Source organism: Rubrivivax sp. A210 (assembly GCF_904426505.1).
Lineage (GTDB): Bacteria > Pseudomonadota > Gammaproteobacteria > Burkholderiales > Burkholderiaceae_C > Rubrivivax.
In genome coordinates this window covers 669,103-684,210 of the sequence record NZ_CAJGBN010000001.1, presented here as the reverse complement: position 1 = coordinate 684,210, position 15,108 = coordinate 669,103, and the positions used below count along the sequence as shown (strand labels likewise).

Annotated in this window: 12 protein-coding genes; all 12 read right to left on the bottom strand. The window is 67.2% G+C overall.

Annotated features, from left to right (window positions below; all coding sequences use genetic code 11):
• The 12 genes from JMV16_RS03015 to JMV16_RS02960 all read right to left on the bottom strand — a co-directional run bounded on the left by JMV16_RS03015 (nucleotide 1) and on the right by JMV16_RS02960 (nucleotide 14,924).
• A complete protein-coding gene (locus tag JMV16_RS03015) occupies nucleotides 1-573 on the bottom strand; it encodes a phage baseplate assembly protein V (protein ID WP_201492651.1) in 573 nt (190 codons plus the stop codon).
• On the bottom strand, nucleotides 570-1,700 hold the full coding sequence (locus tag JMV16_RS03010) for a hypothetical protein (RefSeq protein WP_201492650.1): 1,131 nt from the start codon (nucleotides 1,698-1,700) through the stop codon (nucleotides 570-572). The genes JMV16_RS03015 and JMV16_RS03010 overlap by 4 nt, the downstream gene beginning before the upstream one ends.
• Nucleotides 1,693-2,064: a LysM domain-containing protein gene (locus JMV16_RS03005; RefSeq protein WP_236580325.1), complete on the bottom strand. Its 372-nt coding sequence runs from the start codon at nucleotides 2,062-2,064 to the stop codon at nucleotides 1,693-1,695. The genes JMV16_RS03010 and JMV16_RS03005 overlap by 8 nt, the downstream gene beginning before the upstream one ends.
• Nucleotides 2,061-2,732: a hypothetical protein gene (locus JMV16_RS03000; RefSeq protein ID WP_201492649.1), complete on the bottom strand. Its 672-nt coding sequence runs from the start codon at nucleotides 2,730-2,732 to the stop codon at nucleotides 2,061-2,063. Before JMV16_RS03000 ends, JMV16_RS03005 begins: the two co-directional genes overlap by 4 nt.
• Nucleotides 2,729-6,895: a DUF4157 domain-containing protein gene (locus tag JMV16_RS02995; RefSeq protein ID WP_201492648.1), complete on the bottom strand. Its 4,167-nt coding sequence runs from the start codon at nucleotides 6,893-6,895 to the stop codon at nucleotides 2,729-2,731. Before JMV16_RS02995 ends, JMV16_RS03000 begins: the two co-directional genes overlap by 4 nt.
• 89 nt (nucleotides 6,896-6,984) lie before the next feature.
• Nucleotides 6,985-7,242, bottom strand: coding sequence for a hypothetical protein (locus JMV16_RS02990; RefSeq protein ID WP_201492647.1), 258 nt, complete (start codon nucleotides 7,240-7,242; stop codon nucleotides 6,985-6,987).
• Entirely contained in the window at nucleotides 7,239-9,245 is a 2,007-nt protein-coding gene (locus JMV16_RS02985; RefSeq protein WP_236580323.1) for an ATP-binding protein, read from the bottom strand. Before JMV16_RS02985 ends, JMV16_RS02990 begins: the two co-directional genes overlap by 4 nt.
• Nucleotides 9,242-10,501: a DUF4255 domain-containing protein gene (locus tag JMV16_RS02980; RefSeq protein ID WP_201492646.1), complete on the bottom strand. Its 1,260-nt coding sequence runs from the start codon at nucleotides 10,499-10,501 to the stop codon at nucleotides 9,242-9,244. Before JMV16_RS02980 ends, JMV16_RS02985 begins: the two co-directional genes overlap by 4 nt.
• Complete coding sequence (locus JMV16_RS02975; RefSeq protein ID WP_201492645.1) at nucleotides 10,498-11,103, bottom strand: hypothetical protein; 606 nt, start codon at nucleotides 11,101-11,103, stop codon at nucleotides 10,498-10,500. Before JMV16_RS02975 ends, JMV16_RS02980 begins: the two co-directional genes overlap by 4 nt.
• 654 nt (nucleotides 11,104-11,757) lie before the next feature.
• A complete protein-coding gene (locus tag JMV16_RS02970) occupies nucleotides 11,758-12,483 on the bottom strand; it encodes a hypothetical protein (protein WP_201492644.1) in 726 nt (241 codons plus the stop codon).
• Between the two features lie 12 nt (nucleotides 12,484-12,495).
• Nucleotides 12,496-13,023, bottom strand: coding sequence for a phage tail protein (locus tag JMV16_RS02965; protein WP_201492643.1), 528 nt, complete (start codon nucleotides 13,021-13,023; stop codon nucleotides 12,496-12,498).
• Nucleotides 13,024-13,034: 11 nt separating this feature from the next.
• Nucleotides 13,035-14,924 carry a phage tail sheath family protein gene (locus tag JMV16_RS02960; RefSeq protein WP_236580322.1) on the bottom strand — a complete coding sequence of 630 codons (1,890 nt, stop codon included), beginning with the start codon at nucleotides 14,922-14,924 and terminating at the stop codon, nucleotides 13,035-13,037.
• Nucleotides 14,925-15,108 lie beyond the last annotated feature (184 nt).

Genomic DNA, 15,108 nt, shown 5'->3' with positions numbered 1-15,108 from the left:
TCACACCAGCGGGTTGATCAACACGGCCGGGCCCACCAGCTGGATCGACGCACCCTGGCCGTTGTTGAGGAAGATGCCCATGTCATTGACGACGATGGTGGCGCCGCTGGCGCTGCGCAGCACGATGCCGCCTGTGCCCGGTGGCGCCGGCGGGATGGTGGGCACCTTGGGCACGGGAGCGGGCAGGCCGTCGCTGATCATCAGCAACTGCTGGCCGGTGGTTTGCAGCACGATGTTCTGGCCGCTGGGCAGCTTGGGCGGAATGAAGGCGGCGGGCGGCACCTCGGCGAAGCTGCCCCAGAAGCCGCCAACCCAGATCGGGTAGTCGGCATCGCCTTGCTCGAATTCGATCCAAACCGCCGCGCCCACGGGCGGCACGGCGTACAGGCCTTCGGCGATGCCGGCCACCGGCACGCAGGGCAGGGCCCAGGTCAGCGGGGTCAGGCCCTGCACGTCGGGCACGATGGCCTGGATGCGGCCGCGCTGTTCGGGGTCGAGGTTGTTGACCACCGTGCCGCGGTACTTGCCGTAGCGGCGTTGGCCGTCGTCGTCGTCGTCAGCACCGGGCTTCATGGCATCACCCTGGGCACCGTGGAGACCAAGCCGTTGCGGCTGAGCTCGAAGCTCTGCTTGTATTCGCCGCGCTTGATCTTGTGGGTGACGCTCTTGACGTAGTAGAGGCCATCGTAGGCCGGCCCGGCGCCGCGCACGCCCACCAGCTTGCGCGCCTTCAGCACATGGCCGTAGCGCACGACATCGAGTTCGCCCTTGGCGCTGACGGCTTCGGCCCACTTGGCCGCCTTGGCCACGCCGATCAGGATGCCCTGGGTCAGCGTGTACTTGGCGAGGTCGTCGCTCACCGGCTTCAGGCCCAGGGGAATGGGCGGCAGCAGGCCCAGCGGCGGACTCAGGGGTGTGATGGGAGGAATGGGCACTGTGATCACGGTCTTGGTCGTTTCGTCGTAGTGATAGACCGTTGGAATCGTGTTCAGACTGTTGTCGAAAGCGAAGCTGAGCGAATCCACATTCGTGTGGGCGTCCAGGTTGATGTTCAAGGCCGGCTGCGGCACGCCCACCTTGATCTGCGGGCCCCAGTAGGCGACGTTGGCGCCCGGCACCGGGCCGGGGTCGATGTAGAACACGTAGCCCACCCGGCGCGCCAGCGACTTGATGTACGAAAGATCGGTGCGGCGCTGCGCCGGGATGCGGTTGCTCGGTATCGGCACGTCGATCAGGATGCTGGGCACGATCAGCGGCACCAGGCCCAGCGCGGCGTACTTCAGCAGCAGCAGCGCCACGCGCCCCTCGGCCGGCGCGGCGGGGAAGGGGAAGCCGCTGAAGTCGATCATGTCCATCAGCGCCGTTAGGTCTTCGCCGGTGATGGACAGCGTGGCGTAGCCGGCCTCGCGGCCGGGCAGCACTTCATGGTCGGTTACCACGCCGTCCATCAGGACATGCGGTGTGCCGTTGAAGATGACCACCACCACCACGCGCAGCACTTTCACCGGCTGGCCACCGCCCAGCAGGAACAGCGTGTGCAGCGGCGACCGGGTGCTCACCGAAAAGGTGAGTTGAAAGCCGCTGCGCCCCACATCGCGCGTGGTGACGGTGACATCGGTCAGCGCCTCGACCACCGCACGAGGTGCCGGCACCGGCACCAGCGGGCCGACGTAGAGCTGGAGGTTGATGCCCTCAAGCATCGGGCGCCCCCGCCACGCCTGCGGGCAGCGTGATGCGCAGGCGGCGGCCCGGTTGGTCGGTCAGCGCATCGGGCCGCAGCGCGGCATTGGCGTCGCACAGGCGCCAGAACTGTTCGGGGTCGCCCAGGTAGCGAGCGCTGATGTTGTCCAGCCGCTCGCCATGGCTGACGACATGTTCATGCAACAGCGCCAGCGACTGCGGATCGGGCACGAAGCGGCGCTGCAGGAAGACCACGGTGCTGCCATCGGCAGCGGTGAGCGTGCGCGTGCCTATGCCGGCGTAGCGGCTGTTGGCGGGAAACAGCGTCTGCGGCAGGCCGGCCGGCTGAAGCAGCGCGCGCAGGGCCTGGAAGGGATCGTTCATGTCGGTAGCCTCGGGTCTCCGCTGGCCGCCAGGCTGCCCTGGACGAACATGCCGGCGAACTTTTCCTTCTGGGCCAGGTAGTCCATGAACCCGGTGCCGCCCTTGTGGCGAAAGCCCAGGTCATCGACGCTGAGCACGCGCAGGCCCAGGCTGACGCGCGCACGGATGGGGTTGAGCGCAGGGTCGAAGGCTTCTTCGGTGATGCTGAGCTCGGTCAGGCGCACCGGCACGACGCGGCTCTTGCTCCAGACGAAGAGCGCCAGCGGCGCCTCCATCGGCACGATTTCGAGCATGCCGCTGTCGGCCGCGGCATTGTTGGCCTTCAACTGCGCACTGGTGGGATAGGCCAGGGTCTCCAGCGCCGACAGCTGCGGGAAGATGCCGAACTGCTGCGTCGCCCGGTTGGCGGCGTCGCTGCCATGTTCGAGCTGATCGGCGGCGTCGATCTCGGCCTCGAGCTTGATCGTCTCCACCGGCGGCCCCTTCAGCCGCAGCGCCTCGGCATGGTCGCCGCCTTCGCCCACGCTCTTGATCTGCAGGCTGCGGGAGAGGGAGTCGGGGTTGTATTGCAGCGCGATCACCAGTGGCGTGGCCGGCGTGCCGGTGCCGGGGTCGACCAGGATGAGCGCGGCCTTGAGGGGGCGGGGGGAGTTGGGGAAGTTGCTCATTTTCTCGACCGAGGTGACAGGGTGTTGTATTGCTCGCGACGGTCATCCAGGGCCTGCCATCTGGTTCGATCAGGCCCAAACCGGCAGGCCGCGTCGGGCGAAAAGCCTAGCGCAACGCGATCCTGGCCTATGGCCGTGACGGCTTCGCCCCAGCTTTCGTACATCGATTTCAACTGGGTAAGTTTGCGGCCGACCGCCAATAGGTTGACATCCCAAGAACTCAATTCATCCTCGATCTCAGAGAAGACCCGTGCCTCGAGTTCGCGATTCGCCATGCACACGCGGATTTGAAATCGAATGTCTATTGCCAGCGACTCCGGATTCGGCGCGACCAAGCTCGGATTGGCGGGCGACGCAGTGAGGCCGGGATCCGTCGAAGGATCGGCGGCGCCACGTGTTGCCTGTGCACTTGCGGCGGCGGGGTCGGCCGACTGCCGCTGAAGCATTAGGCGCTCGATATCTGCAGACGCCTGGCGGATGGCGTAGGCGGCTGCGGCCAGGCGCCGCTGCATTTCGGCGAATGTGTCCGGGCTGGACATCGAGCCGGCGCGCCCCTGGAGCGTCTTTGCAAGCTCGGTCACCCTGCGCTCAAGGGCTCGGGTCTTTTCCAGAGCGGCAGTGGGATTCTGCCTGGCCAGTTCAAGCGATGGTGCAAGAAGCCCCGGATCGAGCAATTGGTCAAAGACAAACTTCTGGTCCGCGATCTCGTCGGGAAACTCAAACGCAATGCCAGTGTCGCCAGCCAGTCGCGAAATGTCGGCGCTACGCCCACTGTCAGCTGCCTCCCAGTCCCTCAAAGCTCGTGCGATCTGGAGTCGGCTGCCTTTGGCAGCAAGCATCTTCTTGCGCGTCTGCTCCCACTCGCTGGCAGCGCCTTGCGACGTCCCTCGGCCATCCCATTTCGAGAACCATTCGCTCGGGTTCATCGCCAGTTGCGACACGCGATCAAAACTGGCATCGCTCAGATTCGTCCCGACAACGTCCGCGCGGCGCTTGATGATCTCTTTGCTCCCTGTGGTTGCTCCTCGAAGTGCGGCGATCGGACTTTGACGCATCGACTCCGCGAGGTTGGCGGCGGTCTTGCCCAGATCGATCGAGATCTGTTCGGCCTGCGTCACCCCATTGGCCGTGTTGTCGGTGCCAACATTGACGGCAAGTGAGTCCGTGGTCGAGAAGAGATCCCAGGTGCGGCCGAAGGCCGCCATGTTCGGACCGATGGAAGAGCTGCCGGCGACCCGGTTGGTGGTGCCGGAAGGGTCGGTACTGACACTGTCTTCGCGTGTGCTGCCCTGCACCAGCGATCCAGTGACGCCCAGAAGACCGACCGGCACGGCACCGCTGCGTTCCTGCACGGAGGAATCGGAGCCGCCATGCATGAACTCCGGATAGCGCCTGGCGATGTCCAGCACTTGCTCATGGCCGCCTGCCCAGAGCAGTTCGCTCTTACAGCGCGCGGCCCGCTCTGCACTGGGCGTACTGCTGAAGTCCAGGAGAAATCGCGTCGTCTGGGTCTGCTTGTCCGTCTTTGAACCTTTTGCGCCGATGGATGCGACTTCAAGGCTCAGCGAAATCGAGCCAGAGGCGTGCGCTCTGTCAATGAACGAGACGGCATACATCTCCCTGTCGCCCGTCATCAGGGTGCGAGAGACGGTCTTGCCGCCACCCACCGAAGCCGCCGCTTCCACGGCTGCACCAATGGCAATGGGCGTTGCGCTCGTGCCGCGACCGTTGACCCCGACCTCGAGGTCGCCTTCGATCGAGACTTCCTGTGAACTACCGATGTCCCCGGACATCCTCTCGCTCATACCGCCGAGTGCAAGCAGAGCTTGGCGCGTGCTTTCCAGATTGCCGGTGGCGATCAATTCGATGATGGTCAGTTCCGGCTGGCGGCCCCGTCCGCCGCCGCCGGCGACGCCCTTCACAAAGGTGTCCTTCTCATCGGCGGTCATCCATCGCGACGAGGCGACGTTGAGCTTGCCGCTAGCACCCAGGTGTCCGCCGCCGGCCGTGGCGCTTGATGAGGACTCAGCCTGTATCGAAGCATCGGCTGTCAGGGAAAACGTGGTCGTGACCTTGAAGGGTTTGGGCTCGCCGACGTACTCCTCGATGTCGAGCTGAACCTGGTCCTTGAAGTACCTGCGCGTTGCAACATGGGCCTTGCGGCGACTGATGCTGGCGAGTGCCCGGGTGTCATCGGTGTTGGCGTCGTACGACTCGTGCGTCTGGGCTGATGGGGGTTCACCGGGAGTCAATTGCCGCGGGACATTGGCCACCACAGCACTTTCTGGAACATCGGGTAAATTCGTCTGCTTCTTGCCTTTCGGGGCAGACAGCATGGCCCTTGGCGTTGGCGTTGGCGTTGGCGTTGGCGGTTGTTTCGCACTGGCGGCGCCGTAATTCTCTCGCCGAATGACTTCAGGCCCGAAATGCACTTCATCGATGGGCAGCTTTGTTTTTGCGCCGAATACTCCCTCTAAAATTGCCTTGCGCACCTCGGGCTTGGGCGTCTTGAGGAATCTGAGCGTCAGTCGCGCTTCGGGTTGAAGCAGTTCCCGGTGTTTGGCGGCTTCGTCCCGGATCAGCCGAGCGGCGTCTCGAGCACGGCCTGTAGACAATTGGGAAAAATCATGAGCGTCGAGATTCAGCGGCAGAGCTTCGGCTGCTTCATCGACCGAGCCCTTCAGCAGCGCGTAGTCGGAGGAAACCCGAGTGGTGATAAGGCCCTGTGGCTTGCGAGACACTGCGGCAGACTTCGGTGCCGAGGAGGCTGCCGCTTGCTGCTTTTTGAGCAGGCTTTCAACTTTCAATCGCTTTCTTCTTGCCTTTCCATCGACATCCAGCGGCTGCCTTCCGGACGGTGGCTTGTAATCGCGCTCTAGGTGGATCACTGAACAACTCGGCGGGTCGGAGTAAATTTCATCGACAGGCGTATCGATGCCTTCGCGGAATAGTTCATGCTTGATCACCTTCTGGACCTTGGGTGTAGGAACACGACTCGGCGGGCCAAAGTGAATTTCATCAATAGGCGTATCGATGCCTTCGCGGAACAGTTCATGCTTGATCACCTCCTGGACCTCGGGTGTAGGAACAAAGGCGAATGCGACCACGAGCTTGACGGGCCTGTCGAGCCTGGACAAATGAAACTTATTCCTGACCGCCTGATACAGGATGTCGCGGACACGGGATCGGGCATCCAACTCGTTCGTGAGTTCGTCGATGTTGTAGTACTTCAAGTTAACGGAGATCCATTCAACGCGTCCGTCAGAAGACCGCCGCCAAGTCATAAAGTCGGATCGCGTGTGCGAGCCAACATTTGCGTTTCGATAGCGCTCTTCCGGCTTTCCCGGGAAGCCGGCCGTTGATTCCGCTTGGCGAATGACCGTTGGGCCGCGCGGTGTATTGAGAGCCTCATTGAGATCGCCTTTGCGGCTGGCCTTTTGTGGAATGTCAACGGCCGGATAGATTCGATTGACCTTCTTCAGAATCTTCATCTTTCGATCATCGGAGAGGTTGTTGGCCCCCGGCGCCATTGCACGCCTCTCCATCTTTTCGAATGCCTTAGTGGCAATCTCAGAAGCCAATTCCTTCGGTTCCTTGCTTGCGTCTCTTAGATCCTGGCGGGCGGCCTCCCGACCGAGTGATGCCTGCTTGTCCCGGGATCGCCGCGCCGCCTGCATCGCACCATCCGCGGAATCCTCGGCGTCATCCTCTTCGTCGAGTTCGGCCGCGAGACTGCGCTTTTGCTCGTATGAGCGGTTGCAGAGGATCGTCGGTGCGATGTCGCCTCCTACGGCAACGCCTCTACCGGCAGTCACCCTGTCGGCCGATGCTTCCGCTGCTGACTCCGCGCTTTGGACACCCGACGCCGTGGGGGCCGGGCTGCCACCGCGTTGCTGAACGACATGCGCGAGTTCGTGTGCGAGCAGGTGTCTGCCGGCCGTCGAACTGGCGGCTCCTCCCTGTCCAAAAACGATGTGGTTCCCGAAAGCATAGGCTGATGCCTTAACGCGAGCGGCCGACTTCGCTGCGATGGGATCAGTGTGGATCCGGACATCGCTGAAGTCGCGCTGAAAGCGTGGTTCCATGTAGGCTCGGTCCTGCTCAGCGAGCGCCCTACCCGGCGAGCGCAACGCATCCGCAACATGACCTGGAAGACCAGTCATGTCTGCTAACTCCTGTGTGGGTCTTGTGACCTGGGCCCGTGCGGATGGCTGGCATGGCTGGCTCGCCCTCTGCTGAGGCGGATGCACGCTCACAGAGCGATCCCCTTGTAGATCGATGCCGCAATTGACGGGCCGAGCGATGCGGGAGTACTCAGTGCTCTTGTGCTGATCGATCTACCGAGAGGCCGGCGAAGGTCTCGGTGCTGAAGCTCGGAAGGCTTCAATCCCTCGTCGCGGATGAGTTTCGTCAATTCGAACTCGATGACCGAACACAATTCGGTCTCTCGCCCTGGCGCCACCGCCACCCCCTCCAGCACCAGCCGCTCGATGTGCAGGATGACGTTCACGACGCGCCCCCTGCCGCCGCCGGCAGTGCAAAGTCCGCCGCATTCACCGGCCGCCCCAGCTTCAGGTATTCGGTGCGCACCGCTGCCAGCACCTGGGCCATGGTGACTGCCGTGCCGGCTTCCGCAGCCCCGAACGCGGCGCCGAGGGCGGCGTTGTGGATGTTGCCGCCGGACAGGTTGAGCCGGCCCAGGCGCGCCCAGTCCAGTGCGCCTTGCGGCACGTCAGGCGGGAAGGCCTTCTGCCATAGCGCGCGGCGCTGTTCGGGGCCGGGGAAGGGGAAGTCGATGATGAAGCGCAGGCGCCGCACGAAGGCGGTGTCGAGCGCGCTCTTCATGTTGGTGGCCAGGATGGCCAGGCCCTGGTAGGACTCGATGCGCTGGAGCAGGTAGTTGGTCTGCGTGTTGGCAAAGCGGTCGTGGCTGTCCTTGACTTCGCTGCGTTTGCCGAAGAGCGCGTCGCATTCGTCGAAGAAGAGGATGGCGCCGCCGTCTTCGGCGGCATCGAAGACCCGGCGCAGGTTGCCTTCGGTCTCGCCGATGTATTTGCTGATGACGCACGAGAGGTCGATGCGGTACAGGTCCAGCCGCAGGTCGTTGGCGATGACTTCGGCGGCCATCGTCTTGCCGACGCCGCTGGGCCCGTCGAACAGGGCGCTGACGCCGAGCCCGCGGTTCATGCGGCGGGCAAAGCCCCAGTCGTGATAGACCTCGGCGCGGCGCCGCACCTGGGCGCTGATCTGGCGCAGCAGGGCGGTCTGCTCGGCCGGCAGCACCAGATCCTGCCAGCGCGCCCGCACGTCGATGCGCTGCGCCAGCGCATCCAGCGCGGGGCGCACGCTGGCGCGGCAGGCGTCCCACAGTGCCGTTGGTGCGGCGCTGGCACCGGGCCCGTCCACCGGGGTCTGGCGGGCCAGCCGGCGCAGGCTGGCGATGTCCAGGTTGAACTGCGCCGCCAGGCTGGCCGGAAGGTCACCGGCCTGCGGCCCCAGCACTTCGGCCCAGGCCTGGCGCTGCTCGGCGGCGCTGGGCTTGCGGATGTCAATGTGGGCATACGGGCGGCCGGCAGGCGCCTGCATATCGCGGCTGTCAATGAAGAACAGGCCTTCGCTGCGCGCCAGAAAGCGATGCAGCGGCGCCTGGGCACCGGGGCCGTCGGTGTCGTCGCCGCGTTCGATGAACAGCGCCACCGGCAGCAGCATGCATTCGCGCTGCCACAGGCGGGCGATCATTTCCAGATCGGCGCTGCCGCCGGGCAACTGGCGCGGCGACAGGCGATGCAGGCGGCGGCCGAAGAACGCAGCGGCGTGTCGGGCGACAAGCAGCTTGCTCGGCGTGTCGGCACCCAGCAGGCTCCAGGCCGGCCAGGGTTCGCCGGTCGGCGTCTGCTGCCAGTGCGCCACGATGCGCGCCACCTGCGCCTGCTGCGATGGCAGCAGCGCGGCGTCATCGTGGGCCAGAGGCACGGGCATGGGCAGCGGCGGCGATACCAGCGCCAGCAGGCGTTCGTCGAGGTGGTTCAGGCCCTTGATGTAATGCACGATGCGCTCGTCGGCGCGCAGCGGGCTGCCCAGCAGCGGCGTGCCGTGCCCTGGCTGCAACTCCACCAGCTTCCACCAGCGCAGCGGGCGTTCGGGCGACATCGCGTCCCAGCGGGCATCGGGGAACATCGCCATCGCCAGCGCGAAGCTCGGCACGCCGCGGCCCTGGCTGCCCGGCGCCTGCGCGCAGAGCTCGGCGACGCGGGTGTCCAGCTCCATCGCCACGCACAGCAGCAGCACCTGCTGCTCGAAGGGGGACAGGCCCAGCAGTTCGGCCAGCATGGCCAGTGCGGGCGGTGGGTCCATCGCCGATTCGCACAAGGCCATCTCACGCGCGGCGGGCTCGGCAGCGGCCCCGCCTGCGCCTTGAGTGCCGGCCATGGCTTCCAGCAGCGCGCGCACCCAGGCCGTAGCCGCCGCCAGGTAGCGTGCGTTGCCCTCGTGCCAGGACGCGGCGGCACTCACCGGATCACCACCTTGTGGTCCTTGAACGTGGGCGGGCCGCCGGGCCGGGCCGCCGGGCCCACGAGCACGCTGTCCACGCCATCGACACGCAGGCGAATGAAGTACTCGCCCGGCTCGACCGCGTCGATGGTGAAGCCGAGGGTGTCGGTCTTGGCCGCGTGAGGATCGGCCGGCAGCTCGCGGTCGCCCAGCAGCAAGGCCACGCGCTGTTGCGGCAGCACTGGCGGGCTGCATGTCAATTCGATGCGGGCCGCACCGCCCTGGCGCTGCACGGTCAGCGGCAAGGCGGTGACGATCTTGGGTGCCAGCGTCAGGCTCACTTCGTTGCTGTTGCGGGTGCGGTCACGGCTGGGCGCCGCGTTGCCGATGGACAGCGTCACGCCGTACAGGCCGGGCGCCCAGTCGGCTGCGGCGCCGTCGGCCGGCAGCACCACGTCCACCGTCCCGCCGGCCACGGCCTGTGGGGCCACGGCCAGCGTCAGCGGCTGCGGCAGCAGGCGGTGGCGGAACCAGGCCTGCACCGGCTGACCATCCAGGTGATGACCGACGAGCGTGATGGACTGGCCCATTTCCGCGGCCGCGGCAGGGCCGGCCACGGTGAGGCTGTCGATGGTGGGGTAGGCCGGCACGGGGCTGGCCTGCGACTGCACACCCCGGTCGTCCCTCCCGCGGCCCAGCACGGGCAGCGGCGCGCGTGTGCGCCGCGTGCTTTCGATGAGCACCACCGACACCTCGTAGGCCACCGACAGCCGGTACTGCGTCTGGAAGCCCGACCAGAGCTTGAAGATGTCTTCCACCGGCAGCGGCTGCCAGGTCAGGCGCACGGGCTCGATCTGGTTCTCGAGCTTGCTGCCGGCAAAGGCGTTGGCGATCTCCTCGGGCGACAGCACCGGGTGGTCGTGCAGCACGCTCATCGCGCGCCCGAGCAACTGGTGGCTGAAGGGCTGGGTGCTGTCGTTGTCCTTGCCGAAGGCCGTGATCAGGTAGTGCAGGTTCAGCGCCAGCGGCGGCGGGCCTGTTTCACCGGGCCGCGTCTGGCCCGGCATGTCGCGGTTGCGCCAGGCGGCGTTGGGCAGGGTCTGGTAAAGGAAGAGGTTGAGCTGGTTGCCGTTGGCCGCGTCGTCGCGCGCCTTGTCCAGCGGCAGGGTGGTGACCACCGTGCCGGCCAGGTCGATGCTGTCTGCCGTCTGCACGCCCTGGTCCAGCAACTGGTGCAAGGTGCGGGTGACGGCTGCGATGGCGCGGAAATCACTCATCGGTCGTCTCGCTGGCCGCGCCGTTGAAGCACGCGCTCCAGCGGCGTGGTGGTGGGCGTGGCGGCGGCCCGCGCGGGCGCGGCTGTGGCGGCGGGCATGGCGCGCACCTCGACGCGACCGATGCTGACGTGGATGGTGGGAGCGGGGGCGGAGCGTTCGTGCCGGCCGGCCACGGGCGCCGCCGGCCGCGCGGCGGGGGGCTGGCGCTGTGTCAGAAGGGCGATGGGCGCCGTCGCGTCCAGGCCCGGGGGGTGCGGGCTTGCGGGCGCGGCGCGCGCATCGCGTTCGGTGGCGGGTGCTGGCCGCGGCTGCAACTGCCTTGCCACCGCCGGCGCACGGGCGGGCGTGGGCACGGCCTGCGTGTGGTCGCTGGGTGCGTTGAGTGCGTTGGGTGCGCTGGGTGCAAAAAGGGCGATTGCGGGCGTGATTGCAGGCGCCGGGCTGCGCGCGGGCGTGGCCGACACGGCGCTGGGTTGGGCGCGCACTGGAGCCTGCATGGGCCGGTGCTGGGTGGTGGTTGTGTCGCTGCCAGGCCGGCTTTCAAAGTGCAGGGTCTCTCGCGCCGCCACCGCAGCGGGCCGGCCCGGGTGGGACGCGGCCATGGGCCCCGCCGCCGGCGTGGAAAGTTGCCGCGCTGCCGAAGCCGGGTGCCGGGGCGCCTGTTCCTCTCGGGCCTGCGCCGCGGTGGCGGCGACGGGCGCGATGGGAGCCCGCGCAAGCCGTGCCGGCTCCGGGCCTTGCCGCTGCGTGTCGGGCGCGATGATGGTGTCAACGCTGGCCTGCAGCGCAGCAGGAGGATCCTCCGCGGCGGGGCTTGTCGGGGAGGCCGCGATGGCCCTGGCCCGGACATCGTTCGCGCTGGCCGCAGCCACGGCCCTGTGGTCGGGGCGCGAGGGCCGTGAAGGCTGCGAGGCCCGCCGCCCCAGTTCCCATGGCGCGCTTGACACGGTGGGCGCGGGTAACGTGGGCAATGCGGCTAATGCGGGTAGTGCGGGTGATGCGGGTGATGCGGGTGATGCGCGCATTGCGGGCAATGCAGGCACTGCGGGAAATGCGGGTGGAGCGGTTGGAGCCACACCCACCGCCGGCGCAGCCTCCGCGCCGGGCGCTTCGCCCACATCCACCGAAGTCTGTACCGAAAAGGGGTCTGCAGCAGCTTCGGCAAACAGGGGTGCCACACGCGGCTGCGCCACGGCCAGGGTGCCGATGGCGCGGGCCGCCAGCTGGTGCAGGTAGTCGCTCATCTCGGGTCCACTTCACGCCACCGACATCGACAGGTAGGCCTGGCGGCGTGTCGGGCTCATCGCCAGGATGTCGCGCTCGGCCCAGCCGTAGGCGGCGGCCAGTTCATGCACCTGATGCAGCAGCCGCCGTGCCCAGGCATCGATCTCGCGCCACAGGAACGGCAGCATGTCGAAAGCCACGGGCCAGTCGTGGCGGCAGCAAGGGCAGTGCAGGCGCAGCCGCAGGTCGGCCTGCGGGTCGAGTTCGCCCATGCGGTCAGACAGCGCCGCGAGCGCCGCCTGGGGCAGTGCCGCGGGCGCGATGGCCACGCCGTTCATCGACGCGGCGAGCACACAGCGGCCGAGCAGCAGGCGCTGCGCTGCGTCGACATCGCCGCACGCCGAGGCTGCCAGCAGGTCGCCGGCGCTGGGCAGCCGGAAGCCCAGCATGCAGCCCTCGGCTTGCAACTCGTGGCGCTCTTGCGCGGCGGGCGAGGGTGGCAGCACAAGGGGCTGCGCGTCCATCTCCACTTCAAGTTCTTCCTGGCATTGCGGACAGCGTTCGACCACCGACAGCGCGCTGCCGAACAGCGCGTTGCGCAGCGCGATCAGACGCGCGTCGCGCTGACCCACGCTCAGCGCGGCCAGCGCTTCGTGCTCCTGGTCGGGCCGGGCCAACGCCAACAGCGCCAGGGCCCAGCCTTGCGGGCTCAGGCGGTGCCCGGCTTCCCAGGCCTCGAGCAGTGCCTGCGTGTCCACCGCTGAGCCTGGTCAGGCCGGCGTGCCGAACTTCGGTTCGGTGGGCTCGGTCGTCGCTTCGTCGCGCTGCCAGCCTTCGTTCTCGATCTTCAGATGCTGGATGGCCACTGCATTGGCGTTGGCGTCCAGGTCGGGCATGGCCTGGTATTCCGAGACCCAGCAATTGAAGATCTGGTAAGCGATGACTTTCTGACCTGACTCGTTCAGCAGTTCGATGACCAGGTTCTTGCGGAAGTCTTGCAGCGACACTTCGGTGGCAGCGCCCGAACGCACGGTCCAGACCTTGTTGGCCCAGTTCTCGAAGTCGGGGTCGTGTGTGACACCCCGCTCCAGTGTGATGGCCTCGTACTCGGTGCGTCCGGGCGACTTGCGGCTGCTGCTGGGGTCGCCGCCCACGCGGTGCTTGATGACCTCGGTCGTGCGTTTGAGGCCGCTGACCTTGCTGACGCCGGCGACGACGCGGTTGTCCCACATCACGCGGAACTTGAAGTTCTTGTACGGGTCCACGCGTTGGGCGTTCTGGACGAATTCGGTGCTCATGGGAATGCTCCTCAGGCGTCGATCTGGCCGGCGATCTGTTGCAACTGGATGACGACGAATTCCGCCGGCTTCAGCGGCGCGAAGCCGACGATGATGTTGACGATGCCGCGGTTGATGTCATCCTGCGTCGTCGTCGTCTTGTCGCACTTGACGAAGTAGGCGTCCTTGGGCGAAGCACCCTGGAAGGCGCCCTGCCTGAACAGGCCATGCATGAAGGCGCCGATGTTCAGGCGGATCTGCGACCACAGCGGTTCGTCGTTGGGCTCGAAGACGATCCATTGCGTGGCGCGGAACAGGCTCTCTTCGATGAACAGCGCCGTGCGCCGCACCGACACGTACTTCCACTGCGACGCGGCCTGGTCGGCACCATCGAGCGTGCGCGCGCCCCAGACGCAGAAGCCTGAGACCGGCGTCGAGCGCAGGCAGTTGATGCCCAGCGGGTTGAGTTGCCCGATCTCGCCGTCGCCCAGTGCCAGCGCCAGCTGCTGCACGCCGCCGATACTGGCTTCCAGTCCCGCGGGGGCTTTCCAGACCCCGCGTGTGGCATCGGTGCGCGCCATCACGCCTGCCACGGCGCCGCTGGCGGCAAAGGCTTCGAGCTGGCTTTCGCGCAAGGGGTTGGGCTGAAGCACGCGCGGAAAGTAGAAGGCGGCGTTGCTGACGTTCGGGCCGCGAAAGGCATCGATGCCGTCGATGGCGGCCGCGGTGTCGGCCCAGGCCGAGGGCGGATCCACGATCATCAGCGCGCGCCGCTCGGCGCAGAACTGAAGCGCCTTCGGCAGCAGGTCGCTGTCGATGTCCTGGCTGTTGCTGGCGCCGGCGCCCGGGTCCAGGTAGGGCGGAATGCACAGCAGGTTGAACAGGTTCGCGCGGCGCAGCGCGTACAGGCCCTGCTTCCTGTCGTCCTTGCCGGCGCCAACGAAGTCATCGAGCGTGAGCCAGCTGCCGTCGTCGCTGAGCGCGCTGGCACCACTGGACAGGGTGTCGAGCTTCCAGATGTCCTGTCCGTTGGCGGGCTGCCTGTGCGGCGCGGGCGCGGCCAGGGGCACCTGGGCGCCCGTGGGCACCCGCACCAGGCGCGAGCCGCTGAGCAGCACACGGTCGAGTCGGCGCGGGCCGTCGTGGCCGGTGACGTTCCTGAACAACTCGGTGATGTTGGCCAGCGGGTCGCGCACGGTCAGGTTGAAGGCCTGGCCCAGCAGCGCGGGGTCGACGTCGTGGTCTATGCGCACACGCAGGGAGTTGCCCCAGGCCCCGGGGTCGGCCGCTTCCAGTTCCAGCGTGTCAGCCTTCAGGCGGGCGCGGCCGCTGAGCGTGGGCGTGGCCGCCACGGCTGCCAGCACCGCGGCGGCCTGTGCCTGCGTGGCGGCCGTGGCCACGGCCTGCGGTGTGGGCCGCACGTCCCTGGACAGTGCCACCTTGGTGGCAGCCAGGGCCACCGCCCGGGCCGCGGCCGTGGCCGCCGGGCCGGCTGCGGCAGCCGCAGCCGCGGCCTGGTTCACCGCCAGGGCGACGCTGGCGGCGCTGGCCCCGGCCGCGGCCAGCGCCGCCGTGGCGGCATCGGCCACCGCGCTGGCGCCGTCTTCCGCCTGCTGCGTTGCCCTGGCGTTGTCCAGCACCGCCCCGGCGGCCGTGGTGCCGAACAGCCGCACCACCACGGCCTGCGTGCCGCCGTTGAGGAAGAAGGCCCGCACCGCAAAGCCCAGGGTGCTGCGCATCCACAGGCCGCCGAAGCTGCGCTCGAAGTCTGCATAGCTGTTGATGACCACGGGCCAATCGACCGGCCCGCGTGGAGCGCGCCCGACGAAGGCTGCAATCGAGGTGGCCACGCCGACGATGGTTCGAACGGCACTGGGCGCTTCTTCGATGTAAACGCCCGGGTAGCTGAGGGTTGCTGGCACTGAGGCCTCCTTGACGGATTTCGGACCGTTGATGGCGCGGCCCGGCGAAAGGGTGTGTCACTGCACACGGTGGATGAAGCCGTCCCGACGACGATGCATTCGGGGTGAGCCGAAGGCCATTTGCATGGCGGGCTGACGCTACTCGTGAGGCAGCGTCGCTTCATCACGACGATTGGGGAAGAAC

What these genes read in the sequence shown, in the direction of transcription:
- JMV16_RS03015 (WP_201492651.1), bottom strand. Translation starts at nt 573, where the DNA reads ATGAAGCCCGGTGCTGACGACGACGACGACGGCCAACGCCGCTACGGC.
- JMV16_RS03010 (WP_201492650.1), bottom strand. Translation starts at nt 1,700, where the DNA reads ATGCTTGAGGGCATCAACCTCCAGCTCTACGTCGGCCCGCTGGTGCCG.
- JMV16_RS03005 (WP_236580325.1), bottom strand. Translation starts at nt 2,064, where the DNA reads ATGAACGATCCCTTCCAGGCCCTGCGCGCGCTGCTTCAGCCGGCCGGC.
- JMV16_RS03000 (WP_201492649.1), bottom strand. Translation starts at nt 2,732, where the DNA reads ATGAGCAACTTCCCCAACTCCCCCCGCCCCCTCAAGGCCGCGCTCATC.
- JMV16_RS02995 (WP_201492648.1), bottom strand. Translation starts at nt 6,895, where the DNA reads ATGACTGGTCTTCCAGGTCATGTTGCGGATGCGTTGCGCTCGCCGGGT.
- JMV16_RS02980 (WP_201492646.1), bottom strand. Translation starts at nt 10,501, where the DNA reads ATGAGTGATTTCCGCGCCATCGCAGCCGTCACCCGCACCTTGCACCAG.
- JMV16_RS02975 (WP_201492645.1), bottom strand. Translation starts at nt 11,103, where the DNA reads ATGGCCGCGTCCCACCCGGGCCGGCCCGCTGCGGTGGCGGCGCGAGAG.
- JMV16_RS02965 (WP_201492643.1), bottom strand. Translation starts at nt 13,023, where the DNA reads ATGAGCACCGAATTCGTCCAGAACGCCCAACGCGTGGACCCGTACAAG.